This is a genomic window from Micromonospora sp. L5, from assembly GCF_000177655.2.
Taxonomy (GTDB): Bacteria; Actinomycetota; Actinomycetes; order Mycobacteriales; family Micromonosporaceae; genus Micromonospora; species Micromonospora aurantiaca.
This window is the reverse complement of the sequence record NC_014815.1, coordinates 1,583,871-1,607,651: the sequence shown is the minus strand read 5'-3', so window position 1 is coordinate 1,607,651 and position 23,781 is coordinate 1,583,871. Positions and strand designations below refer to the sequence as shown.

Sequence of the window (23,781 nt, the reverse complement as noted above, 5' to 3'; positions counted from 1 at the left end):
TGGTGTGCGGGTCAGGGCAGCCGGGAGAACCACCGCAGCGAGCCGGCCGCGGCGCCCATCGCCAGGACCAGCCCGAGGCCGATGAAGCGGGCCGAGATGTCCTGCCGCTCGGTGCGGTAGCCGACCGAGGTGCCGATGTCCTCGTAGACGTCCTTCAGCTCGGCGGTGGTGGACGCCTCGTGGAAGCCCCCGCCGGTCTGCTCGGCGACCGCCCGCAGCGTCTGGCCGTCCACCGGCACCTGGATCGCCCGGCCACCCCGGTCGACCGAGCCGCCGGGCGTGCCGAAGGAGATGGTGTGCACCGGCACCTTCGCGGCGACCGCCTGGTCGGCGGCCTCCATCGGGTCCATGCCGGAGGTGTTCGCGCCGTCGGAGAGGATGATGATCCGGGCCGGCGGCGGATCCTTGGCGGCGGTGGCGTCCAGGCTCTTGACCGCGCCGAGCGAGGTGCTGATCGCCTCGCCGATGGCGGTGCCCTGCACGCCGGTGATGCCCTCGGCCAGCCGCCCGATCCCGTCGTGCAGCGCCTCCCGGTCGGTGCTCGGCGGCACCAGCACCGCCGCGCTGCCGGCGAACGCGACGAGGCCGACGTTGAACTCGTCCGGCAGCCCGTCGACGAACCGCCGGCCCGCCTCCTTGGCCGCTGTCAGCCGGTCCGGGTCCACGTCACCGGCGAGCATCGAGGTGGAGACGTCCACCGCGACCATCACCGTGGCCCGCTCCCGGGGCACCCGCACCTCCGCCTCGGGCCGGGCGAACCCGACCACGAGCAGCGCCAGCATGGCGAGGAACAGGCCCGCCGGGACGTGCCGCCGCCAGGCCGGGCGGCGCGGGGCGACCCGGTCGAGCAGGCGCAGGTTGGTGAAGCGCACCGCGTACCGGCTCTGCCGCCGTTGCAGCACCAGGTAGCCGGCGACCAGCACGACGACGGCGAGCAGCAGCCAGAGGCGGGCGGGTGACTGCCAGGTCATGCGACACCTCCGCGGGCCGCGGCCGGCACGGTGGCCAGCCGGCGCTGCTCGTGCACGTACCGGACGACGTCCGCGCACCAGTCCCGGTCGGTGCGCAGCGCCAGGTGGGTCGCGCCGGCCCGGCGCAGCGTGCGGCGTACCTGGTCGCGCTGCTCGGCGGCGGCATGCGCGTACCGCTCGCGCAGGCCCGGGTCACCGGTCCACACCTCGCGGTGCCGGCCGCTCTCCGGGTCGACGAGCGTGACCAGGCCGACGTCCGGCAGTTCCAGCTCGCGCGGGTCGGTCACCTCGACGGCGAGCACCTGGTGCCGTACCGCGAGGCGGCGCAGCGCGGCGGCCCACGGCGGCGGCGCCGCGTCCGGGTCGTCGGGCAGCTCGTCGAGGAAGTCGGAGACGATCACCACGAGCCCGCGCCGGGTGGCGACACGCTGAAGGCCGTCCAGCCCGTCGGCCAGGCCCGGCACCGCGTCCGTCCGGCCCGCGCCGGCCGCGCCCGCGCCGTCGGAGTCCGGCAGGTCGCCGGTACGCGGAGCGCCGAGCAGCGCGCGGAGCAGCCCGAGCAGATGGGTACGCCCGCTGCGGGCCGGGAACCGGCGCAACCCGCGCGGGGTGAGCACCTGGGCGCCGAGCCGGTTGCCGACTCCCGCGGTGAGGAAGCCGATCGCCGCCACGGCGGCCACCGCCAGTTCCCGTTTGTCCAGCGTGGACGTCCCGTACTCCATGCTGGGGCTGGCGTCGACGAGCAGCCAGGTGGTCAGTTCCCGGTCCGCGTCGACCTCCCGGACGTGCGGGACGGTGGTCCGGGCGGTGACCGCCCAGTCCATCCGGCGTACCTCGTCCTCGCCGGGGCGGTACTCGCGGCTGCCGGCCGCCTCGCTGCCCGGTCCGGGGAGCAGGCCGCGGTACCGGCCGTGCAGCAGCCCGTCGAGCCGCCGGGTCACCGTCAGCTCCAGCCGGCGCAGCCGCTGGTCCGGGGCGAGATCGGCGAGCCCGGGTCCGGCCTCGCCGGTCATGCCGCCGCCAGGTCGTTCACCGTCTCGGTGGGCCCGTTCACCAGCCGGGGCGGCGGCACCGCCTCGATCACGCGGCGCACCACGTCCTCGCCGGAGATCCCGTCGGCGATCGCGTCGAAGGAGAGCACGAGCCGGTGCGCCAGCACGTCCACCGCGAGTTCCCGGATGTCCTCGGGGAGCACGTAGTCCCGGCCGTGGATGAGCGCCTGGGCGCGGGCGGCGGCCACCAGGCCGAGCGTGGCCCGGGGGCTGGCCCCGTACGCCAGCAGGGGCGCGACGTCGGGCAGGCCGAAGCGCTCCGGGTCGCGGGTGGCGAGGATGAGGCGGACCACGTACTCGGCGAGCGCGTGGTGGACGAAGACGTCGGTGGCGCGGCGCTGGAGTTCGCGCAGCCGGACCGGGTCGAGCACGGTACGCGCGGTGGGCCGGTCGGTGCTCATCCGGTAGAGGATGGCCAGCTCGTCGGCGTCGCTCGGGTAGTCGACCACCACCTTCATCAGGAAGCGGTCGCGCTGTGCCTCCGGGAGCTGGTAGACACCCTCGGACTCGATCGGGTTCTGGGTGGCCAGGACGAGGAACGGGTCCGGCACCGGCCAGCTCCGGCCGGCGATGGAGACCTGCCGCTCGGCCATCGCCTCGAGCAACGCCGACTGCACCTTGGCCGGGGCCCGGTTGATCTCGTCGGCGAGCACCAGGTTCGCCATGATCGGCCCCAGCTCCACGTCGAACTGTTCGGTGGAGGCACGGTAGATGCGCGTGCCGACGATGTCGGAGGGGACCAGGTCGGGGGTGAACTGGATCCGGGAGAACGTGCCACCGACCACTGTGGCGAGTGTCTGCGCCGCCAGCGTCTTGGCCACCCCCGGTACGCCCTCCAGCAGGCAGTGCCCGTCGGCGATCAGGGCGGTGAGCAGGCGGTCGACGAGCCGATCCTGCCCGACGATCACGCGTTTGACCTCGACGAGGGTCTGTTCCAGCTCGACGCCGCTCGCGTCGGCGTCGACCGGGCTGAGCACGCTGGCCGGGGTGTCCGAGATGTCCGTCACGGTGCTTGCTTCCCGGGCCGGACCGGCGACAAACGTCGGATTATCGGCCCCTGGGCGGTGGTCGGCGGGCCGGACCGGCAGCTTCTCCCCAGCCGGGCGGGAACGACACGAAGCGGCGCGGCACCGGCCGGAGGGGCACGGAACACGACACCGGCCCCCGCCGGAGCGGGGGCCGGTGCGGGGCCGGACGGATCAGTTGGCGATGACCAGGTGGAACGGCCGGTCCGAGGCGCTGCCGGAGGAGCTGCGCGTCTGCACGAAGACGGCGTTCGGGGTGAGCGTGCGGGGCGCGACCGACACCTCACCGGCCGGCGGCACGTTCGCCGTGTCGTTCGTGCCGATGGTCGCCACGTACGCCTTGGCGGACACGTTGTAGTCCAGCAGCACCTGGTACTGCCCCGGCGACACCCCGATGCCCGGGGTGAACCGGAACGAGGACACGACGTTGCCGGAGTGCTGCAACAGCGTGCCGTTGGCCGCCACGACGGCCCAGGCGACCTGGCCGGCGGCCGGCGGGGCCAGGGTGGCCCGCATCGCGGTCCGGGCGGCCTGCCGCTCGACGGCGGTCACCGGCGGCTGCGCCGTGGAGTGCCGCGGGCCGGGCTGCGGCTTCGCCTCCGGCTGGGCGGCAGCGGCGATCCCGCCACCGGCCAGGCTGAGCGACAGCGCGGCAAGCGCCACCACCGTCGCCTTCCGCTTGAAGAATGTGGCCATGAGTTCTCCCTTTGTAGACCGTGGTGATACGGCGACTGCGCGCGTCAAATTGCGGATCATCGGGTATCCGCTCGGGAGCGCACCGCTCGTGAGCTGGCCTTACTACAGAGAGTCGCGACGTCTCAACCAGGTGGAACCTAGCACCGGAAAATGTGGGCGGTCAATAGCGTTATTGCGTGTCCGACCGATCGGCAAAGATGCCCGGAAAATTGCGAGGAACAATTCACGAAATTGTTTCGGAGGGCATCGCGCCGACCCGGCTCCGGGTAGCCTCACCGTCGTGATCACCATGCCGCGACCAGCCCGGGCCGGCACCCGGGGCGGCCGCCTGGCCACCGCCGCATGCTGGCTCGCCGTCGCACCGGTCGCCGCGTGGGCGCTGGTACGCCTGACCGGGCTGGAACGCGGTCCGCTGGTGCAGGCGGTCGCGTTCACGCCGTACGCCGCCGCTGTGGCCCCGGTCGTGGCGGTGGCGGCACTCGCCCTGCGGCGCCGCACCCCGGCGGTGGTCGCGGTGCTGGCCGCGCTGGCGCTGATCGGCACGGTGGCGCCCCGTGCGGTCCCCGGCGACCGGCCCGCCGCCGACGGGCCGACGCTGCGGCTGCTCACCGCCAACCTGCGCCTCGGCTCGGCCGACCCGGCGGCGCTCGTGGACCTGGTCCGGACTCGGCGGGTCGACGTCCTCACGGTGCAGGAGCTCACCCCGCCGCTGGCGGCCGAGCTGGACCGGCTCGGCCTGGCCGAGCTGTTGCCGCACCGGTCGCTGACCCCCGAGGTCGGCTCGACCGGCTCCGGCGTGTACGCCCGGCACCCGCTGCGCGACACCGGTCACCGGCGCAACAAGGGCTTCTTCTTCACCCAGGCGTACGCCACGCTGACCGTCCCGGGTGCGCCACCGCTGCGGGTGGAGTCGGCGCACCCGGCCGCGCCGTACGCCCCGCACGTGGTGCCGGACTGGTGGACCGACCAGCGCGCCCAGCCGCCTGCCACCCCGGACGGCGGGCTGAGCGTGCTGGCCGGCGACTTCAACGCCACGCTCGACCACGCGGCGCTGCGGGACCTGATCGCCACCGGCTACACCGACGCGGCGGACGCGGCCGGGGCGGGGTTCGGCGGCACCTGGGGCCCGTACGACGGCGACCCGATCCCGCCGGTCACCATCGACCACGTCCTCGTGGACAGGCGCATCGCGGTGCGCGCCGCCCGCACCTACCCGGTGCCGGGCAGCGACCACCGCGCGCTGCTGGCCGAGCTGCGCCTGCCGGCCGGGTGAGTCAGGCCGCGCTCCCGCCCGGCACCCGGGCCCGGTCCAGGCCGTAGGTGAGCGCGTCGACCAGGGCGTGCCAGCTGGCCTCGACCACGTTCGGGTGCACGCCCACTGTGGTCCAGTCGCGGCCGGCGCCGGCGGTCTCCACGAGTACGCGCGTGACAGCGCCGGTGCCGTGGCTGCCCTCCAGGATGCGCACCTTGTAGTCGGCCAGCTCGAACTCGCGCAGCTCCGGGTAGTGCCGGGCCAGGCCGACCCGCAGCGCCTCGTCCAACGCGTTGACCGGACCGTTGCCCTCGGCGGTGGCGATCACCCGCTCGCCGCGTACCCGGATCTTCACCGTCGCCTCGGAGACCACCGCGCCGTCCTCGCGGTGCTCGACGATCACCCGGTACGACTCCAGCGCGAACGGCCGGGCCGGCGCGGCATCCGGCAGCTCGGAGCGGACCAGCAGCTCGAACGAGGCGTCGGCGGCCTCGAACGACCAGCCGTCGGCCTCCAGCTCCTTGACCCGCCCGGTGACCCGGGACAGGGCGTCCGGATGGCCGGCCAGGTCCAGACCGAGCTCGCGGCTCTTGAGCTCGATGCTGGCCCGGCCGGCCATCTCGGTCACCAGGATCCGCATGTCGTTGCCCACCACAGCGGGTTCCACGTGGTTGTAGAGCAACGGGTCGACCTTGATCGCGCTCGCGTGCAGCCCCGCCTTGTGAGCGAAGGCGGCGGCCCCGACGTAGGCCTGGTGGGTGTCGGGGGCGATGTTGGCGATCTCGGAGATGGCGTGCGAGACCCGCACCATCTGTTCCAGGCAGCCCTCCGGTAGGACGGGCATGCCCAGCTTGAGCTGGAGGTTCGCGACGATCGCGAAGATGTCGGCGTTGCCGGGGCGCTCGCCGTACCCGTTGGCGGTACCCTGCACGTGCCGGACGCCCGCCTCGACCGCGGCGATCGTGTTGGCGACCGCGCAGGCGGTGTCGTTCTGCGCGTGCATGCCGAGCCGTTCCGGCGCGATGCCGGTCCGCGCCACCAGTTGCTCGACCACGGCGGTGACCTGGGAGGGCAGCATGCCGCCGTTGGTGTCGCAGAGCACGAACCGCTCGGCGCCGGCAGCCAACGCGGTCTCCGCCACGGCGGCGGTGTAGCCCGGGTCGAACCGGAACCCGTCGAAGCAGTGCTCCCCGTCGACGAAGACGCGCCGCCCCTGCGCCACCAGGTACGACACGGTGTCGCGGATCATGGCGAGGTTCTCCTCGGCGGTGGTGCGCAGCGCGCGCTCCACGTGCCGCAGGTCCGCCTTGGCGACCAGGGCCACGGCCGGGGTCCGGGCGTCGAGCAGGCCGCGCACCTGCGGGTCGTCCTCGACCGCGAGGCCGGCCTTGCGGGTGGCCCCGAAGGCGACCAGGATCGCGTGCCGCAGCTCCAGCTCGGTACGGGCGCGGCGGAAGAACTCGGTGTCCTTCGGCACCGCGCCCGGCCAGCCGCCCTCGATGAAGCCGACTCCGAGGTCGTCGAGCAGGCGGGCCACCGCCAGCTTGTCGACCACCGAGTACGTGAGCCCTTCGCGCTGCGCGCCGTCGCGCAGCGTCGTGTCGTACACCTGGAACGTCATCGGAGTCCTCTTCTCGTGCCCTGGGGAGCAAACAAAAAGACCCCCCGCGGATGCGGGAGGTCTGCGCGCTCGGCGGGGGAAGGGCCGGCGCGCTAGCTGCTAATGATCAGGACGAAGCTGGTCACGACCCGTACTCTGCCACCCCGGCCCCGATTTTGGGAGGCGAAACCCATATTCCGGGACGATCGCGCGTGCGGTGATCGTCTTCACACCCGGCCACCGCCCGCCACGAGCGCAAACGGGGCTACGGAAGAATCTTGAACTGATCCAGTTACTGGCCCGGCCACCCCGCCCGGCCACGTTCAAGGAGGACCCGTGCTCACTGTCGGTGACCACTTCCCCGAGTACGAACTCACCGCCTGCGTGTCGCTCGACGCCGACAAGGCGTTCGAGACGATCAACCACAAGTCCCACGAGGGCCAGTGGCGCGTCGTGTTCTTCTGGCCGAAGGACTTCACCTTCGTCTGCCCCACCGAGATCGCCGAGTTCGGTCGCCTCAACGGCGAGTTCGCCGACCGCGACGCCCAGGTGCTCGGCGTCTCCGTCGACAACGAGTTCGTCCACTACGCCTGGCGCAAGGACCACCCGGACCTGCGCGAGCTGCCCTTCCCGATGCTCAGCGACATCAAGCGTGAGCTGACCTCCGCCTGCGGCGTGCTCGGCGCCGACGGTGTCGCGCAGCGGGCCACCTTCATCGTGGACCCGAACAACGAGATCCAGTTCGTCATGGTGACCGCCGGTTCGGTCGGCCGCAACGTCTCCGAGGTGCTGCGGGTGCTCGACGCCCTTCAGACCGACGAGCTGTGCCCGTGCAACTGGAACTCCGGCGGCGCGACGCTCGACGCCAAGGCGCTTCTCGCCGGCGCCGGGGCCTGACCATGGGCCTGGACGCGATCAAGGCGGGCCTGCCCGAGTACGCCAAGGACATCCGGCTCAACCTCGGCTCCACCATCACCACCTCGACGCTGAAGCCGGAGCAGGCGTGGGGCACCGCCCTGGCCTGCGCGGTGGCGGCCCGCAACCCGGTGGTGCTGCGGGAGATCGCCGCCGAGGCGGCCGGTCACCTCACGCCCGAGGCGGTCGAGGCGGCCAAGGGCGCGGCGGCGGTCATGGCGATGAACAACGTCTACTACCGGGCCAAGCACCTGATCGGCGACGAGCAGTACGCGTCGCTGCCGGCCCGGCTGCGAATGCAGATCATCGCCCGCCCCGGTGTGGAGAAGACCGACTTCGAGCTGTGGTGCCTCGCCGTCTCGGCGATCACCGGCTGCGGCGTCTGCCTGGAGTCGCACGAGAAGACGCTGCGCGCGGCCGGGTTCAGCCGTGAGCAGGTGCACGAGGGGCTGCGGATCGCCGCCGTCGTACACGCCGCCGCGGTGACCCTGGACGCGGAGGCCGCACTGGCCTGATCGACCGGCCCGCACGTGCCCGACCGGCACCGCACGGGCCGACGACCCGAGGGGCCGGCGTCACCACCGTGGCGCCGGCCCCTCGGCGTCGGCGGGCCGGCCGCCGGCGGGTTGGTGCCCGGACAGGGTGGGTAACCCTCCCGACTGACGACGGCGCCGCGACGGCCGCGGCCCTGGGGACGGGAGGCGGCACATGGACGGACTGGACCCGCGCGCCACGCACGGCGGCACCGAGCCGATCCTCGACGACGGCCGGGGCACGGTCGCCGGGGGCGCCCCGGCGGGCGCCTTCGACCCGTGGCGCTACCGCGACGAGGCGGGTGTGGCGAGCGCCGACCTGACCGGCTACAAGGTCGAGGCCACCGACGGCGCCATCGGCAAGATCGACCGGGCGAGCCACGAGGTGGACGACAGCTACCTGGTCGTGGACACCGGGCCGTGGATCTTCGGCAAGAAGGTGATGCTCCCGGCCGGGACCGTGAACCACGTCGACCACGACGCCCGCACCGTGCACGTCGACCGGGAGAAGGACCAGATCAAGGCCGCCCCGGAGTACGACGAGTCCAGCCACGCCGAACCGGGCTACCGGGACCGGCTGGGCGGCTACTACGGCGAGAACCACTCGGCGCTGCCGCCGGACGTGCCGCCGCGCGCCTGACATCCCGGCGACGGCCGGCGGGGACGGACGAACGCCCCGCCGGCCGTTACCGTGTCGGATGTGGACGCCGCGCAGAGCCCCTTCCCCGCCCTGTTCAACTTCCGCGACGTCGGCGGATACGCCGCTCGGGACGGGCGCACGGTCCGCCGCGGCCGGCTCTACCGCTCCGACTCGCTGCACCGCATCGACGAGACCGACCGGAGCGCGTTCACCGCGCTCGGCATCCGTACCGTCATCGACCTGCGCCGGCCGTCCGAGGTGGAACGTGACGGGCGGGTGCCCGACTACGACGGGCTGACCTACCGGCACATCCACCCCGAGCACGCCGACTGGGGTGCGAACCGGTTCGACGCCTCCGGCGTCAGCCTGGCCCGCTACCTGGCCGACCGGTACGCCGACCTGGCGCGTACCGGAACCGCCGGGCTCGCCGAGGCGGTCGGGCTGATCGCGGACAGCGCCAACGCCCCGGTGGTGGTGCACTGCGTCGCCGGCAAGGACCGCACCGGCATCGTCTGCGCGCTCACGCTGGCAGTGCTCGGGGTGCCCGACGAGGACGTGGTAGCCGACTACGCGCTCAGCACCGCCGCGTCGCAGCGCTTCACCGCCTGGGTCCGGGCCACGCTGCCGGACGCGGAGGAACCGCCGCCGCCGTTCCTGGAATCGCCGGCCGAGGCGATGGAGCTGTTCCTCGCCGAACTGCGCACCGGCTACGGGTCCGTCGAGGGCTACCTGACCCACGCCGGCGTCACCGAGGCGCAGGTGGAGTCCCTCCGCACCCATCTCCTGGACTGACCCGGCCTCGCGGTGATCGAGGAGCGAACCCCTCGATCACCGCGAAGCGCCGTCAGAGGACCCGGGTGACCCAGCCGTACGGGTCGGCGGCACGCCCGCGCTGGATGTCGACGAGCTTCTGCCGCAGCGCCATCGTGGCCCGGCCCGGCTCGCCGCCGCCGATGAGGAACTCGCCGTCGGGGAAGCGCACGCCGCCGATCGGGGTGATCACGGCGGCGGTGCCGCAGGCGAAGACCTCGCGCAGCCGCCCGCTCGCCGCGTCGGCCCGCCAGTCGTCGAAGGCGACCGGCGCCTCCCGCACCTCGTGCCCGGCCTCCGCGGCGAGGGTGAGGATCGCGTCGCGGGTGATGCCCGGCAGGATCGTGCCGCCCAGCGGCGGGGTGACGATGCTGCCGTCGTCGTAGACGAAGAAGACGTTCATGCCGCCCAGCTCGTCGACGTACCGCCGCTGCACCGCGTCCAGGAACACCACCTGGTCGCAGCCGGCCTCGATCGCCTCGGCCTGCGCGGCGAGCGAGGCGGCGTAGTTGCCGCCGCACTTGGCCGCGCCGGTGCCGCCGGGCGCGGCCCGGGTGTAGTCCGGCGAGACCCACACCGTCACCGGCTTCACGCCACCGGCGAAGTACGCACCGGCCGGCGAGGCGATCACGCAGTAGAGGTATTCGTTGGCCGGGCGCACACCGAGGAAGACCTCGCTGGCGAACATGAACGGCCTCAGGTAGAGGCTGGCGTCCTCGTGCTCGGGAATCCACGCCTGGTCGATCTCGACCAGCCGGCGCAGCGACTCCACGAACGTCTCCTCCGGCAGCTCCGGCATGGCCAGCCGGCGGGCCGACGCGGCGAACCGGGCCGCGTTGGCCTCGGGACGGAACATGGTCACCGCGTCACCGGTGCGGTACGCCTTCAGCCCTTCGAAGATCTCCTGCGCGTAGTGCAGCACCGCCGCGGCCGGGTCCATCGGGATCGGCGCGCGCGCCTCCAGGCGGGCGTCGTACCAGCCCTTGCCCTCGGCGTAGCGGATGGTGACCATGTGATCGGTGAAGACCCGGCCGAAGCCCGGGTTCGCCAGCAGGGCGGCCCGGTCGGCGGCGGATACCGGCGCGGGATTCGGACGGATCTCGAAATCGAGCATGTCACCACCGCTCATCGCGCTGACCTCCCTGCGGGTTCACGGCATGCGGGATCGCACGCCGACGTCACTGGTGCCAGAAACTTACCCCGAACGGTCGTTCAGCGGATAGCTCCGCCCCGGCGGATGCGACGCGCCGGACGGTCGGGTGGGCCCGGTGACGGGTCTGGCGGCCCGGTACCGGGCCGCCAGCAGGGTCGGCCCGGTCAGGCTACGGCGTACGCGGCGAGCCGGTCGCCGACCTCCTCGGTGCGCAGTGGCGTCCCCGGCGTACGCCCGGCCAGCTCGGTGCCGACCGCGGCGGTGACCCGGGCGGCGGCGTCGGCGTGGCCGAGCTGGTCCAGCAGCAGCGCGGCGGACAGTACCGCGGCGACCGGGTCGGCGACGCCCTGGCCGGCGATGTCCGGCGCCGAGCCGTGCACCGGCTCGAACATCGACGGGTAGCGCCCCTCGGGGTTGATGCAGCCGCTGGCCGCGAGCCCGATGCCACCGGTCACGGCGGCGGCGATGTCGGTGAGGATGTCGCCGAACAGGTTGTCGGTGACCACCACGTCGTACCGGGACGGGTTCGTCACCAGGAACATCGCTGCGGCGTCGATGTGCTGGTATTCCGTGGTCACGTCCGGGTGCTCGGCGGCCACCGCGGCGAAGGCGCGCGCCCAGAGCGACCCGGCGTGGGTGAGCACGTTCGTCTTGTGCACGAGCGTGACCTTGCGCCGCTCCCGGCGGCCGGCGCGGGCGAACGCGTCGCGGATCACCCGCTCGACGCCGTGCCGGGTGTTCAGGCTCTCCTCGGTGGCCACCTCGGCCGGGGTGTCCCGGTGCAGCGCGCCGCCGGCGCCCGCGTACAGCCCCTCGGTGCCCTCGCGGACCACCACGAGGTCGACCTCGCCGGGCTTGACCGCCGCGAGCGGACCGGCCACGCCGGGCCAGAGCCGGGACGGGCGCAGGTTGACGTACTGGTCGAAGGCGAACCGGAGCTTCAGCAGCAGACCGCGCTCCAGCACACCCGGCGGCACGGTCGGGTCGCCCACCGCGCCCAGCAGGATGGCGTCGTGACCGGCCAGCTCGTCGAGGACGGAGTCGGGCAGCACCTCGCCGGTGCGGTGATAGCGCGCCGCGCCCAGGTCGTACTCGGTGGCCTCGATCCCGGGCACCACCGCGTCGAGGACCTTGCGGGCCTGCGCGACCACCTCGGGTCCGATGCCGTCGCCGGCCACCACCGCGATGTGTGCCACCTGGCGCTCCTCGTCTCGTCGTTAGGCGCAACCGTACGTCGCCGTCCCGGCCCCCGGTACGAATCTTCCATCATCCGGGACGGCGAATCACAGGAGGCTCCCAGCCGACATTCATGGTGCGGTCATCTCCACTGCTTAGGGTCGAGTTCACGGGTCGACGGGGGCCCGGAATGCGGCACCGCCGCGACGTAGCGGCGACCACCGAGGGGGCAGGTGTCATGCGGATCGAGCACCGGCGGGCCCACTGGGCGGACGAGCAGCCACGTACCCGCTGGGTCGACCAGTCCGCGTTCCGCCCGACCCGCCCGGACCTGCACCTGGGCGCCACGAACCACCGCGTCGAGCGGTCCGGTGCCGCGGCGTCCGGCCGGATCAGCGTCCGCCACACCGTCACCACCTCGACCGCCGACTACACCATGCTCCTCAACGCGCCGGAGTGGTTCGGCCACCGGGCGGTCAGCGAGGCGCTGCGCGACGCCGTCGCCGAGCTGCGCGCCGTCGACCTCACCTACGGCCCGAACCGGCCGGACAGCCTCGTCTCCCGGCTGCGCCGCGACGAGATCAGTCCCGACTCGTACCCCCCGCTGGCCGACCTGATCGACCTCTGCGCCGCGATGCGGGCGGCGACCGACGGCTGGTTCGACGCCTGGGCCGTGCCGGGCGGCTTCGACCCGGGCGGCCTGCTCGGCGGCTGGGCGGTGGAACGGGCCGCGGCGCGGTTGCGCGCCGCCGGCATCCACGACTACGCCGTGCTCAGCGGCGCCGACCTGACGGTACGCGGGCACGCCGCCCACGGCGGCCCGTGGCGCGTCGCCGTGCACCACCCCACCGACACCCGCCGGACACCTGTCGTGCTGGAGATGACGACGGGCGCGGTCGGCACCTCGGGCGTCACCGGCCGGCGGGGGCACGTCATCGACCCGCACACCGGCGAGCCGACCGACCGGCTCGTGGCCGCCACTGTGCTCGGCCCGAACCTCGCCGTCGCCGACGCCTACGCCACCGCCCTGTACGCCGCCGGACCGGCCGGGCTGGCCTGGTTCCGTCACGACACGGACTACCGCCCGCTGTTCGCGCACCACCGGCGCTGAGTCGCCGTCGGCCCGCACGACACCGGCCGGGAGCGCGATCGGCCCCCACGGTCTCGGCAACGACCGTGAGGGCCGGTCAGCGACGAGTGCGCGTGGCTCGCGCAATCGAGGGGTGCGGGCCGAGGGGCCGGGCGCCCGACCGCGCCACCCGAAGACGGGCCGGGGATCGACTCAGCGGAAACCGCATCGGTACGCTAGCGAATCGACGCAACTCGACGCAAGAGTCTCCACAGCGGACGCCTGGTGAACGATGTCGGCAATCAGCGGTGAACGCACGGTGGGGCAGAGGTGACGGGCCGGGCCCGGGATGGCACGCTGTCCGCCGTGAGTTTCGATCTGAGCGTGTGGGCCCTGCCGAACGGGGCGACACCGGAGCAGGTGCGGGCGGCCGTGCAGCAGTGCCGCGAGGGCCGCCACGGCGAGCAGCACCCCGACCCGCGACTCGTCGCCTTCTACCGGGCGATCACGGCGAGCTATCCGGACCGCCCGGCCCGGCCCGGTACGCCGTGGGAGGCGCCGCTGCACACGGCGGCCGACCACATCGAGATGAACCTGAACCCGGCCTGCCCCGATCAGGTCCTGCTGGACGTCGAGCGGCTGGCCGGCGAGCACGACCTGATGCTCTTCGACGCGCAGGACGGCTCGGTCTACCCGCCACCGGCCCGCGTCCGTTCCTGACCCACCGGGACGACGAAGGGCCCGGCCGATCCGGCCGGGCCCCGATATGTCCTGTCCGGACTACACGTCGCGCAGGTCGGCCGCGCTGGCCGCGACCGCGCCGATCGAGTCGGCGGCGGAGGTGAGCAGGTCGGCGCCGAGCGCCTGGTCGACGGTCAGCGTCATCAGCGTCTCGCCACCGGCCTCGCGGCGGGCCACCTGCATGGCCGCGATGTTGACGCCGGCCTCGCCGAGCAGCGTGCCGACGGTGCCGACCACGCCGGGCCGGTCCGCGTAGCGCAGGAAGACCAGGATGCCCTCCGCGCCGATCTCCACGTCGAAACCGTCCACCTCGGTCAGCTTGAACACGTCGCGGGTGCCGGTGTGCGCCACGGTGCCGGAGACACGGACGGTGCGCCCGTCCGGCAGCGCCCCGCGCACGGTCACCAGGTTCGGGTGGTCGACGGTCTCGCCCGGCGTGGCCAGCGTGACCTCGACGCCCCGCTCGGCGGCCAGGTGCGGCGCGTTGACGTAGGTGACCTGCTCCTCCACCACGGAGCTGAACAGCCCCTTGGTCGCGGCGAGCTTGAGCACCGACACGTCGTGGGCGGCGATCTCGCCGCGCACCTCGACGGTGACGCTGGCGGCCACCCCGCCGGCCAGGGCGGTGAACGCCCGGCCCAGCCGCTCGGCCAGCGGCAGCAGCGGGCGGACGTCCTCGGCGACCACGCCGCCGGCCTGCACGTTCACGGCGTCCGGGACGAACTCGCCCTGGAGCGCGAGCTTGACGCTCTTGGCCACCGCGAGACCGGCCTTGTCCTGCGCCTCGTTGGTGGAGGCGCCCAGGTGCGGGGTGGCCACCACGTTGTCGAAGGCGAACAGCGGCGAGGAGGTGCACGGCTCCTTGGCGTACACGTCGACACCGGCGCCGGCGACCCGGCCCTCCGCGATCGCGTCGGCGAGCGCCTGCTCGTCGACCAGGCCGCCGCGGGCGGCGTTGACGATCCGGACGCCCGGCTTGACGATCGCCAGTTCCTTCTCGCCGATCAGGCCGACCGTCTCCGGCGTCTTCGGCAGGTGGATCGAGATGAAGTCACTCTCCCGCAGCAGCTCCTCCAGCCCGACCAGGCGGACGCCGAGCTGCGCCGCGCGGGCCGGCTGGATGTACGGGTCGTACGCGATCAGCCGGGTGCCGAACGCGGCGATGCGAGACGCGAAGAGCACGCCGATGCGGCCGAGGCCGACCACGCCCACGGTCTTGCCCTGGATCTCGACGCCGGTGTACTTGGACCGCTTCCACTCCCCCGCCTTGAGCGCGGCGCTGGCGCTGGCGGTGTTGCGGGCGACCGCGAGCAGCAGCGCGACGGCCTGCTCGGCGGCGGAGACGATGTTCGAGGTGGGCGCGTTGACGACCATGACGCCCCGGGCGGTGGCGGCCGGCACCTCGACGTTGTCCAGACCGACGCCGGCCCGGGCGACCACCTTCAGCCGCGGTGCGGCGGCGATCGCCTCGGCGTCGATCTGGGTGGCGCTGCGTACGATCACCGCGTCGGCCTCGGAGAGGGCGGAGAGCAGAGCGGGGCGGTCGGTGCCGTCCACGTGGCGCACGTCGAAGTCGTGCGCGAGCACCTCGATGGCGGCGGGGGCGAGTTCTTCGGCGATCAGTACGACAGGATTCATCGGTCCTCGTAGACGCTCGGTAATGGTTCGGCCTGGGGCGCCGGGACGCCGCGCTGCGCCCTGCGCCGATCCGTGCCACGGCCGTCGGGTGCGCTCGGGCACCACACCAAGGAATGGTAGGTGCCTGCCCGCTCTCCGGGTCGCGGACTGCGGGGTGAGCGCCCTCACACAGGTCCGTCGCACGCCTGTCATCCCCCGTTCACCGGGGGCGGTGCGGGACGAGGCGTTACTCACCGTGTCCCAGCACGTGAACGAACGGCGGCCCGCGGCCGGACGCCGGGGAGAGCGTCGGGCCGCGGGCCGCACGAGGGAGAAGCTCAGGCGGTCTCGGTGATCGGCCGGTCGACCCAGCTCATCATGGCCCGCAGCTTCTGCCCGGTCTCCTCGATCGGGTGCGCCGCGCCCTCGGCCCGCCACTTGGCGAAGTTCGGCCGGCCGGCCTCGTCCTCGGCCACCCACTCGCGGGCGAACTCGCCGGACTGGATCTCACCGAGGATCTTGCGCATCTCGTCCTTGACCCGCGAGTCGATGACGCGCGGGCCACGGGACAGGTCGCCGTACTCGGCGGTGTCGGAGATGCTGTAACGCATCCGGGCGATGCCGCCCTCGTACATCAGGTCGACGATCAGCTTCAGCTCGTGCAGGCACTCGAAGTAGGCCACCTCGGGCGCGTAGCCGGCCTCGGTGAGCACCTCGAAACCGGTCTGCACCAGCGCCGCCGCGCCACCGCACAGCACCGCCTGCTCGCCGAACAGGTCGGTCTCGGTCTCCTCGGTGAACGTGGTCCGGATCGCGCCGGCCCGGGTGCCGCCGATCGCCTTGGCGTACGCCAGGGCCAGGCCGAACGCGTTGCCGCTGGGGTCCTGCTCGACCGCGACCAGGCAGGGCACGCCCTTGCCGTCGACGTACTGGCGGCGGACCAGGTGACCGGGGCCCTTCGGGGCGACCATCGCCACGTCCACGTCGGCCGGGGGCTTGATCAGGCCGTACCGGATGTTGAAGCCGTGGCCGAAGAACAGTGCCTTGCCCGCGGCCAGGTTCGGCGCGATGGCGTCGGCGTAGAGACCACGCTGGGCGGTGTCCGGCGCCAGGATCATGATCACGTCGGCCTCGGCCGCCGCCTCGGCGGGCGTGAGCACCCGCAGGCCCTGCTCCTCGGCCTTCGGCCGGCTCTTCGAACCGGCGGGCAGGCCGATCACCACGTCGACGCCGGAGTCGCGCAGCGACAGCGCGTGCGCGTGGCCCTGGCTGCCGTACCCGATCACGGCGACCTTGCGGCCCTGGATCAGGCCCAGGTCGGCGTCGTCGTCGTAGAACACCTCAACGCTCATTGACTTCCCTTTCGTACGGCGGTGCCCGTCGGCCCGTCGAAAACTTGTGGGTACGGATCAGGCGGCGCGCAGGGCCGGGCCGGCGGTGATGGCCCGCGAACCCCGCCCGATCGCCACGGTGCCGGACTGGACCATCTCCTTGATGCCGAACGGCTCCAGGTCGCGCAGCAGCGCGTCGAGCTTGTCCGGCGTGCCGGTGGCCTCGATGGTCAGCGTGTCCGGCGCGACGTCGACCACCCGGGCGCGGAACAGGCCGACCGTCTCCAGCACCTGGGCGCGGGCCGCGCGGTCCGCGCGGACCTTGACCAGCAGCAGCTCCCGCGCCACCGACACCTGCGGATCCAGCTCCACGATCTTGAGTACGTTGACCAGCTTGTTGAGCTGCTTGGTCACCTGCTCCAGCGGCGAGGACTCGGCGTTGACCACGATGGTGATGCGCGAGACGTCCGGGTTCTCGGTCTCGCCCACGGCGAGGCTGTCGATGTTGAACCCGCGCCGGGAGAACAGCCCGGAGACCCGGGCCAGGACACCCGGCTTGTTCTCCACCAGCACGGACAGCGTGTGCATAGTCATAGCTGTGCCTTCCTCGTCATGCCCTCATGGCCCTCGCTGCGCTCGGTGCATTCGGTCATGACCTAGAGCTCGTCCTCGTCGAACGCGGGGCGAACACCCCTGGCGAACATGATCTCGTCGTTGCTGGTGCCGGCGGCGACCATCGGCCAGACCATCGCGTCCTTGCCGACCACGAAGTCGATGACCACGGGCGCGTCGTTGATCGCCATGGCCGCCTCGATGGTCTTGTCCACGTCGGCGGCGTTCTCGCAGCGCAGCCCGACGCAGCCGAGCGCCTCGGCGAGCTTGACGAAGTCCGGGATGCGGTGCTTGTGGGTGCCCAGCTCGGTGTTGGAGTAGCGCTCCCCGTAGAACAGGGTCTGCCACTGCCGCACCATGCCGAGGTTGCCGTTGTTGATCACGGCGACCTTGATCGGGATGCCCTCCAGCGCGCAGGTGGCCAGCTCCTGGTTGGTCATCTGGAAGCAGCCGTCACCGTCGACCGCCCACACAGTGGTCTCCGGCTTGCCGACCTTCGCGCCCATCGCGGCCGGGACGGCGTAGCCCATGGTGCCCAGGCCGCCGGAGTTGAGCCAGGTGTGCGGCTTCTCGTACGAGATGAACTGGCTGGCCCACATCTGGTGCTGGCCGACGCCCGCCACGTAGACCGCGTCCGGGCCGGCGATCTCGCCCAGCCGCTTGATCACGTACTGCGGGGAGAGCGTGCCGTCGGCCGGCTCCTCGAAGCCCAGCGGGTACCGCTCGCGCAGGTCGTCGAGCTGGGCCCACCAGTCGGTCAGGTCGGCCGGCGGGTGCGCGGCCTGCTCGGCGGTGACGGCGGCGATCAGCTCGTCGATCACGTGCCGCGCGTCACCCACGATCGGGACGTCGGCGTGCCGGTTCTTGCCGATCTCGGCCGGGTCGATGTCGGCGTGCACCACAGTCGCGTCCGGCGCGAACGAGTCCAGCTTGCCGGTCACCCGGTCGTCGAAGCGGGCGCCCAGCGCCACGATCAGGTCGGCCTTCTGCAGGCCGTAGACCGCGGCGACGGTGCCGTGCATGCCGGGCATGCCCAGGTGCTGGCGGTGCGAGTCGGGGAACGCACCCAGCGCCATCAGCGTGGTGACCACCGGGATGCCGGTCTGCTCGGCCAGCTTGCGCAGCCCCTCGGTGGCGCCGGCCTTGAGCACGCCGCCGCCGACGTAGAGGACCGGACGGCGGGCGCCGGTCATCAGCCGGGCCGCCTCGCGGATCTGCTTGCCGTGCGGGTGCAGCGTCGGCCGGTAGCCGGGCAGGTCGAGCGTGGGCGGCCAGGAGAAGGTCGCCGGCGCCTGGAGCACGTCCTTCGGGATGTCGACGAGCACCGGGCCGGGCCGGCCGGTCGCGGCCAGGTGGAAAGCCTCGGCCAGCACGCGGGGGATCTCGTCGGCGGTCTGCACCAGGAAGTTGTGCTTGGTGATGGGCAGCGTGATGCCCTGGATGTCCGCCTCCTGGAAGGCGTCGGTGCCGATCGACGGCCGGGCCACCTGCCCGGTGATCGCCACCATCGGGACCGAGTCCATGTACGCGTCCGCGATCGGCGTCACCAGGTTCGTCGCGCCCGGGCCGGAGGTGGCGATGCAGACGCCGACCCGGCCGGTGGCCTGCGCGTAGCCGGTGGCCGCGTGCCCGGCGCCCTGCTCGTGGCGGACCAGGATGTGCCGGACCGTGGAGTCGTAGAGCGGGTCGTAGGCGGGCAGGATCGCGCCGCCCGGAATGCCGAAGACCACGTCGACGCCGAGCGCCTCCAGCGACCGCACGAGCGAACCGGCGCCCGAGACCTCCGCGGTGGCGGGCTCCCGTACGGGCGTCTCGGTGGTGGCGGCCGCCGGGACGGTACGGCCGGGGCGGGCGGCGGGGTCGGAGTCACCGGCCGCGCCGGTGCCGGAGCGGGCACGGCGGGCGGAGTGGGCGAGGGTCTCTGGCGTGGGTCTCGTCATGGCGGTTCAAGCCTTCGGAAGTGAGTGGGTGACGCGCTTCTCAGGATGGGACGGGGAGGTCCCGGCGATGGTCCGACGGCAACAAAAAAGCCCACGTGCAGGATGCACGGGGCCAGCGCACTCTCGGTGGGAGAGTGCGCTCAGGTAAGTACTCGCGGCGACCGGTTCGACGACATGCGGCTAAGCCTGACGCATCTCACGCGATGAGTCAACTGATCCCACATTTTGGTTCACGGACGTGGGCGTGTCGGTCGCCGCGACCCCCTCCGCGCCCGGCGCCACCTGCGAAGATCCCTCCATCGAGGGACGCGGGGCGGGCGGGTTGTTGCGCAGCCGGGGCAGCAGCGGCGACGGGGCGCGCGCCGGCGCGGGCGGCGGCACCGGCGGCATCGCGGTGTGCCGGTTGCCGGGCGCCGTGGCCGCCTCCAGCATCGCCTCCAGGTGCTCGGCCGGTACGCCCCAGCCGAACAGCGCGCCCTGGCCGAACCGGCACCCGGCGGCCACCACCGCGGCCAGCTCGGTCGGGTTGGTGACGCCCTCGGCGATCACCTCCAGCCCCAGCTGGTGGCCCAGGCGCATGACGATGTCGACCATCGGGGCGAACGCCGGACCGTCCCGCCCGACCGGCCGCACCGGCTCGTGCTCGGCGACCAGGCTGTGGTCGATCTTCAGGATGTCGATCGGCAGCCGCCGGAGCTGGCCGAGCGACGAGTAACCGGCGCCGAAGTCGTCGAGTGCGATCCGGACGCCGGTCAGCCGCAGCGCGGTGAGCCGCCGGATCAGCTCGTCCAGGTCGGTGGCGACCGCGTGCTCGGTGACCTCCAGCACCAGCCGCTGCGGCGGCACGTGGTGCGCGCGCAGCGCGTCGGCGACCTGGACCACGTACTCGGGGGCGTGCAGCTCGCGCGGCGACACGTTCACCGACACCCAGACGTCGTGCCCGTCGGCCAGCCAGCGGGAGAGCTGGTAGCAGGCCTGGTGCAGCACCCACGCGCCGAGCTTGGCGATCATCCCGCACTCCTCGGCGAGCGGGATGAACTCGTCCGGCCGGACGTTGCCCAGCTCCGGGTGCCGCCAGCGCAGCAGCGCCTCCGCGCCGACCGGCCGCACCGACGGCAGCGAGGCAACCGGCTGGAAGACCAGCCGCAGCTCGTCGCGCTCGATCGCGCCGCGCAGCTCGTGCTCCATCCGGGTACGCCGGCTCAGCAACTGGTCGTAGGTGGCGTCGTAGCGCTCGATCCGGTTCTTGCCGCGCTGCTTGGCGTAGCGCAGCGCCAGGTCGGCGTTGCGCAGCAGCAGCTCGACGTCCTGCTCACCGTGCCCGGCGGCCACGCCGATGCTCACCGACAGGAAGACCGGCCCGTCGCCCTGCTCGTACGGGCGGCCGAGCACCCCGAGCAGGCGGTCCGCGACCGGGCCGGGGTCGGCCGACCCGTGCATCAGCACCGCGAACTCGTCGCCGCCGAGCCGGGCGGCCAGGTCACCCGGGCGCAGGTTGCCCCGCAGCCGCCGCCCCACCTCGATCAGCACCGCGTCGCCGACGTCGTGCCCGCGCATGTCGTTGACGTTCTTGAAGCCGTCGAGGTCGAGCCCGAGCAGCACGCACGGCACGCCCGCCTCGGCACTGCGGTGCAGGGCACGCAGCAGCCCGCGCCGGTTCGCCAGCCCGGTCAGCGGGTCGGTGTGCGCCAGCTCGCGGAAGTGCGCCTCCCGCTCGGCCAGCCGGATGGCGTAGCCGCGGACGTCGTTGAGGGCGAGGTACTGCCGGGTCACCAGGGCGAACCCCTCGACCGTGCCGGCCACGATGGCGTACCCGTCGAACCCGCCGCCCTGCACCAGGTGGTAGATCGCGGAGGCGGCCATGGCGAACATCGGCACGAAGGCGTACTCGCCGTCGCGGCGGATGAAGTCGACGTCGAGCTGCGTCAGATCGGCCCGGCGCCCGGCCACGGCGGTGGCCAGCAGACCGGCGGCGGTCAGCACCGCGCCGGTGAGCACCATGCCCGGGCCGGCCTGGCAGAGCCCGGCGGACACGGCCAGCCCGCCCGCCGTCACCGCTATCGCGCCGGCGGCGAGCAGCGTGAGCCATCCGCGCGGCGGCGCGACCCGCAGCACGACGATCACTGTGAGCCCCGTGGTGAGCGCCGCGCTGACGGTGGCCAGCACGATCGGCAGGCAGGCGACGGGTGTGGCGTCGCCGAGCAGCCGGGTCGGCTCGCTGAACGCCACCCAGCCGACGAACCAGAGTGCGCTGCCCATGATCAGGCCGTCGAGCAGCAGCCGGGCGGTGGCGGCCCGGGTCGCGGCCGCGCCGGGCAGCCGCAGGACGGCGGCGCCGAGGCCGAGCGCGGCGAGCGTCGTACCGGCGGCGACGAGGACCGCCCACCCGGTCCGCTGGCCCTGCCGGTGCGCCCAGTGGTCACCGGCGGCCAGCAGACCGCCGAGGCCGACCAGGAGGCTGAACAGGGCGGCGCCGGCGGCGACCGCGAGCAGCAGGTGAGCCGGCCGGCGGGGGCCGGTGCGGCGCCGCACCGACGCGACGAGCAGCACGGCGGCACCGGCCGCGGCGATCCCGCTCAACACCGCGACGGTGACCATCCCCGGGGACGACTGCACGCGTCAACTCTGCCGGATGAGCGCCTCCCGTGGGGGACCGGGTGTGCAACTGTTGGGACACAGGGTGCGCGCGGCGGAGTCGCCGCGCGGATGGTGTCAGACTGGTTGTCATGCCTGAGCTGCGGTCGAGGACCTCTACCCATGGTCGGACGATGGCCGGCGCCCGGGCCCTCTGGCGGGCCACCGGGATGACCGACGACGACTTCGGCAAGCCGATCGTCGCCATCGCGAACAGTTTCACCCAGTTCGTACCCGGTCACGTCCACCTCAAGGACCTCGGTGGCCTGGTCGCCGACGCGGTGGCCGAGGCCGGCGGCGTCGGCCGGGAGTTCAACACGATCGCCGTGGACGACGGCATCGCCATGGGCCACGGCGGCATGCTCTACTCGCTGCCCAGCCGGGAGCTGATCGCCGACGCGGTGGAGTACATGGTCAACGCGCACTGCGCGGACGCCCTGGTCTGCATCTCCAACTGCGACAAGATCACCCCGGGCATGCTGCTGGCCGCGCTGCGGCTCAACATCCCGACCGTCTTCGTCTCCGGCGGCCCGATGGAGGCCGGCAAGACGGTGGCGATCGAGGGCGTGGTGCACTCCAAGATCGACCTGATCGACGCCATGATCGCCTCCTCGAACGAGGCGGTAACCGACGACCAGCTCGGCGAGATCGAGCGCTCCGCGTGCCCGACCTGCGGCTCCTGCTCCGGCATGTTCACCGCCAACTCGATGAACTGCCTCACCGAGGCGATCGGCCTGGCCCTGCCCGGCAACGGGTCGACGCTCGCCACCCACGCCGCGCGGCGGTCGCTGTTCGTCGAGGCCGGGCGCACCGTCGTCCAGATCGCCAAGCAGTGGTACGAGGAGGACGACGCCTCGGTGCTGCCGCGCTCGATCGCCGGCCGGGAGGCGTTCGAGAACGCGATCGCCCTCGACGTGGCGATGGGCGGCTCCACGAACACCGTGCTGCACCTGCTCGCCGCCGCCCGCGAGGCGGAGCTGGACTTCGGCGTGGCCGACATCGACGCGATCTCCCGCCGGGTGCCGTGCCTGGCCAAGGTCGCCCCGAACTCCCCGAACTACCACATGGAGGACGTGCACCGCGCCGGCGGCATCCCGGCCATCCTCGGTGAGCTGGACCGCGCCGGGCTGCTGCACCGCGACGTGCGGTCGGTGCACTCCCCCAGCCTCGACAAGTGGCTGGCCGACTGGGACGTCCGGGGCGGCTCGGCGACGCGAGAGGCGGTCGAGCTGTTCCACGCCGCGCCGGGCGGGGTGCGCACCACCGAGCCGTTCTCCACCACCAACCGCTGGTCGTCGCTGGACACCGACGCGGCCGGCGGCTGCATCAGGGACCGGGAGAACGCGTACAGCGCGGACGGCGGCCTGGCCATCCTGCACGGCAACCTCGCGCCGGCCGGCTGCGTGGTGAAGACCGCCGGTGTGCCCGAGGAGTGCCTGACGTTCCGCGGCCCGGCCAAGGTCTACGAGTCGCAGGACGACGCGGTGACCGCGATCCTCGCCAAGGAGATCGTCGCCGGGGACGTGGTGGTGATCCGCTACGAGGGCCCGAAGGGTGGCCCCGGCATGCAGGAGATGCTCTACCCCACCTCGTTCCTCAAGGGCCGTGGGCTGGGCCGCTCCTGCGCGCTGCTGACCGACGGCCGGTTCTCCGGCGGCACCTCCGGCCTGTCCATCGGGCACGTCTCCCCGGAGGCGGCCTCGGGCGGCCTGATCGCGCTGGTCCGCGACGGCGACGAGATCGTCATCGACATCCCGGGCCGGTCGATCGAGCTGAACGTGCCCGCCGACGAGCTGGAGGCGCGCCGGGTGGCCGAGGAGAAGCGGGACCGCCCGTACACCCCGGTCGACAGGCAGCGTCCGGTGTCGGCGGCGCTGCGCGCGTACGCGTCGATGGCGACCTCGGCCAGCGACGGCGCCTACCGCCGCGTCCCGGAGTGACGTAAGGAAGGGCCCCCTCTTAACGCCTCCGGTAGAGGAGGGGGCCCTTCTTAACGCCCGCGCGCCGGTAACCT

At 73.1% G+C, this 23,781-nt stretch carries 20 protein-coding genes; 8 read left to right on the top strand and 12 right to left on the bottom strand.

Translation table 11 applies throughout. The annotated features are described in order from the left end of the window. Nucleotides 1-11: 11 nt before the first annotated feature. The 4 genes from ML5_RS07855 to ML5_RS07840 form a co-directional block, all read right to left on the bottom strand. Nucleotides 12-971, bottom strand: coding sequence for a VWA domain-containing protein (locus ML5_RS07855; protein ID WP_013474327.1), 960 nt, complete (start codon nucleotides 969-971; stop codon nucleotides 12-14). Beyond that, complete coding sequence (locus ML5_RS07850) at nucleotides 968-1,984, bottom strand: DUF58 domain-containing protein (protein ID WP_013474326.1); 1,017 nt, start codon at nucleotides 1,982-1,984, stop codon at nucleotides 968-970. Before ML5_RS07850 ends, ML5_RS07855 begins: the two co-directional genes overlap by 4 nt. Beyond that, a complete protein-coding gene (locus ML5_RS07845; RefSeq protein ID WP_013284518.1) occupies nucleotides 1,981-3,030 on the bottom strand; it encodes a MoxR family ATPase in 1,050 nt (349 codons plus the stop codon). The genes ML5_RS07850 and ML5_RS07845 overlap by 4 nt, the downstream gene beginning before the upstream one ends. 192 nt (nucleotides 3,031-3,222) lie before the next feature. Continuing rightward, complete coding sequence (locus ML5_RS07840; protein ID WP_013284517.1) at nucleotides 3,223-3,744, bottom strand: hypothetical protein; 522 nt, start codon at nucleotides 3,742-3,744, stop codon at nucleotides 3,223-3,225. 289 nt (nucleotides 3,745-4,033) lie between these two features. Here ML5_RS07840 and ML5_RS07835 point away from each other — a divergent pair, with 289 nt between their 5' ends. Continuing rightward, complete coding sequence (locus ML5_RS07835; protein WP_013474325.1) at nucleotides 4,034-5,017, top strand: endonuclease/exonuclease/phosphatase family protein; 984 nt, start codon at nucleotides 4,034-4,036, stop codon at nucleotides 5,015-5,017. Between the two features lies 1 nt (nucleotide 5,018). On the opposite strand, the gene cimA is transcribed toward ML5_RS07835, so the two are convergent. After that, on the bottom strand, nucleotides 5,019-6,617 hold the full coding sequence (gene cimA, locus ML5_RS07830) for a citramalate synthase (RefSeq protein WP_013284515.1): 1,599 nt from the start codon (nucleotides 6,615-6,617) through the stop codon (nucleotides 5,019-5,021). Between the two features lie 315 nt (nucleotides 6,618-6,932). On the opposite strand from cimA, the gene ML5_RS07825 reads away from it, so the two are divergent. From ML5_RS07825 to ML5_RS07810, 4 genes are all read left to right on the top strand, one after another. Then, nucleotides 6,933-7,493 carry a peroxiredoxin gene (locus ML5_RS07825; protein WP_013474324.1) on the top strand — a complete coding sequence of 187 codons (561 nt, stop codon included), beginning with the start codon at nucleotides 6,933-6,935 and terminating at the stop codon, nucleotides 7,491-7,493. Between the two features lie 2 nt (nucleotides 7,494-7,495). After that, nucleotides 7,496-8,026, top strand: a complete 531-nt coding sequence (locus ML5_RS07820) for a carboxymuconolactone decarboxylase family protein (protein WP_013284513.1) — start codon at nucleotides 7,496-7,498, stop codon at nucleotides 8,024-8,026. A 193-nt stretch (nucleotides 8,027-8,219) separates the two neighbouring features. Next, nucleotides 8,220-8,684 carry a hypothetical protein gene (locus ML5_RS07815; protein ID WP_013284512.1) on the top strand — a complete coding sequence of 155 codons (465 nt, stop codon included), beginning with the start codon at nucleotides 8,220-8,222 and terminating at the stop codon, nucleotides 8,682-8,684. 51 nt (nucleotides 8,685-8,735) lie between these two features. Continuing rightward, nucleotides 8,736-9,476 (top strand): tyrosine-protein phosphatase, encoded by a 741-nt coding sequence (locus ML5_RS07810; RefSeq protein WP_013474323.1) that lies wholly within the window; start codon nucleotides 8,736-8,738, stop codon nucleotides 9,474-9,476. 52 nt (nucleotides 9,477-9,528) lie between these two features. Here the strand turns inward: ML5_RS07810 and ML5_RS07805 are convergent, their stop codons facing one another. Both ML5_RS07805 and ML5_RS07800 read right to left on the bottom strand, forming a co-directional pair. Further along, nucleotides 9,529-10,623, bottom strand: a complete 1,095-nt coding sequence (locus ML5_RS07805) for a branched-chain amino acid aminotransferase (protein WP_013474322.1) — start codon at nucleotides 10,621-10,623, stop codon at nucleotides 9,529-9,531. A gap of 188 nt (nucleotides 10,624-10,811) precedes the next feature. Beyond that, nucleotides 10,812-11,843: a 3-isopropylmalate dehydrogenase gene (locus ML5_RS07800; protein WP_013284509.1), complete on the bottom strand. Its 1,032-nt coding sequence runs from the start codon at nucleotides 11,841-11,843 to the stop codon at nucleotides 10,812-10,814. A 218-nt stretch (nucleotides 11,844-12,061) separates the two neighbouring features. Here ML5_RS07800 and ML5_RS07795 point away from each other — a divergent pair, with 218 nt between their 5' ends. Continuing rightward, a complete protein-coding gene (locus ML5_RS07795) occupies nucleotides 12,062-12,934 on the top strand; it encodes an FAD:protein FMN transferase (RefSeq protein ID WP_013474321.1) in 873 nt (290 codons plus the stop codon). A gap of 324 nt (nucleotides 12,935-13,258) precedes the next feature. Beyond that, nucleotides 13,259-13,612: a hypothetical protein gene (locus ML5_RS07790; protein ID WP_030270079.1), complete on the top strand. Its 354-nt coding sequence runs from the start codon at nucleotides 13,259-13,261 to the stop codon at nucleotides 13,610-13,612. 60 nt (nucleotides 13,613-13,672) lie between these two features. Here ML5_RS07790 and serA read toward each other — a convergent pair whose 3' ends face one another. The 5 genes from serA to ML5_RS07765 form a co-directional block, all read right to left on the bottom strand. Then, nucleotides 13,673-15,271 (bottom strand): phosphoglycerate dehydrogenase, encoded by a 1,599-nt coding sequence (serA, locus tag ML5_RS07785; protein WP_013284506.1) that lies wholly within the window; start codon nucleotides 15,269-15,271, stop codon nucleotides 13,673-13,675. Between the two features lie 317 nt (nucleotides 15,272-15,588). Next, nucleotides 15,589-16,602, bottom strand: coding sequence for a ketol-acid reductoisomerase (ilvC, locus tag ML5_RS07780; protein WP_013474320.1), 1,014 nt, complete (start codon nucleotides 16,600-16,602; stop codon nucleotides 15,589-15,591). A 57-nt stretch (nucleotides 16,603-16,659) separates the two neighbouring features. Further along, nucleotides 16,660-17,175, bottom strand: a complete 516-nt coding sequence (gene ilvN, locus ML5_RS07775; protein ID WP_013284504.1) for an acetolactate synthase small subunit — start codon at nucleotides 17,173-17,175, stop codon at nucleotides 16,660-16,662. A 62-nt stretch (nucleotides 17,176-17,237) separates the two neighbouring features. Next, nucleotides 17,238-19,133 (bottom strand): acetolactate synthase large subunit, encoded by a 1,896-nt coding sequence (locus ML5_RS07770; RefSeq protein WP_013474319.1) that lies wholly within the window; start codon nucleotides 19,131-19,133, stop codon nucleotides 17,238-17,240. A gap of 180 nt (nucleotides 19,134-19,313) precedes the next feature. Beyond that, nucleotides 19,314-21,749, bottom strand: coding sequence for a bifunctional diguanylate cyclase/phosphodiesterase (locus tag ML5_RS07765; RefSeq protein WP_013284501.1), 2,436 nt, complete (start codon nucleotides 21,747-21,749; stop codon nucleotides 19,314-19,316). 110 nt (nucleotides 21,750-21,859) lie between these two features. Between ML5_RS07765 and ilvD the strand changes: the two genes are divergently transcribed. Beyond that, on the top strand, nucleotides 21,860-23,707 hold the full coding sequence (ilvD, locus tag ML5_RS07760; RefSeq protein WP_013474318.1) for a dihydroxy-acid dehydratase: 1,848 nt from the start codon (nucleotides 21,860-21,862) through the stop codon (nucleotides 23,705-23,707). Nucleotides 23,708-23,781: the final 74 nt, after the last annotated feature.

Coding starts and splice junctions, on each gene's coding strand:
- ML5_RS07855 (WP_013474327.1), bottom strand. CDS start 971: ATGACCTGGCAGTCACCCGCCCGCCTCTGGCTGCTGCTCGCCGTCGTC.
- ML5_RS07850 (WP_013474326.1), bottom strand. CDS start 1,984: ATGACCGGCGAGGCCGGACCCGGGCTCGCCGATCTCGCCCCGGACCAG.
- ML5_RS07840 (WP_013284517.1), bottom strand. CDS start 3,744: ATGGCCACATTCTTCAAGCGGAAGGCGACGGTGGTGGCGCTTGCCGCG.
- ML5_RS07835 (WP_013474325.1), top strand. CDS start 4,034: ATGCCGCGACCAGCCCGGGCCGGCACCCGGGGCGGCCGCCTGGCCACC.
- cimA (WP_013284515.1), bottom strand. CDS start 6,617: ATGACGTTCCAGGTGTACGACACGACGCTGCGCGACGGCGCGCAGCGC.
- ML5_RS07820 (WP_013284513.1), top strand. CDS start 7,496: ATGGGCCTGGACGCGATCAAGGCGGGCCTGCCCGAGTACGCCAAGGAC.
- ML5_RS07815 (WP_013284512.1), top strand. CDS start 8,220: ATGGACGGACTGGACCCGCGCGCCACGCACGGCGGCACCGAGCCGATC.
- ML5_RS07805 (WP_013474322.1), bottom strand. CDS start 10,623: ATGAGCGGTGGTGACATGCTCGATTTCGAGATCCGTCCGAATCCCGCG.
- ML5_RS07795 (WP_013474321.1), top strand. CDS start 12,062: ATGCGGATCGAGCACCGGCGGGCCCACTGGGCGGACGAGCAGCCACGT.
- serA (WP_013284506.1), bottom strand. CDS start 15,271: ATGAATCCTGTCGTACTGATCGCCGAAGAACTCGCCCCCGCCGCCATC.
- ilvC (WP_013474320.1), bottom strand. CDS start 16,602: ATGAGCGTTGAGGTGTTCTACGACGACGACGCCGACCTGGGCCTGATC.
- ilvN (WP_013284504.1), bottom strand. CDS start 17,175: ATGACTATGCACACGCTGTCCGTGCTGGTGGAGAACAAGCCGGGTGTC.
- ML5_RS07770 (WP_013474319.1), bottom strand. CDS start 19,133: ATGACGAGACCCACGCCAGAGACCCTCGCCCACTCCGCCCGCCGTGCC.
- ilvD (WP_013474318.1), top strand. CDS start 21,860: ATGCCTGAGCTGCGGTCGAGGACCTCTACCCATGGTCGGACGATGGCC.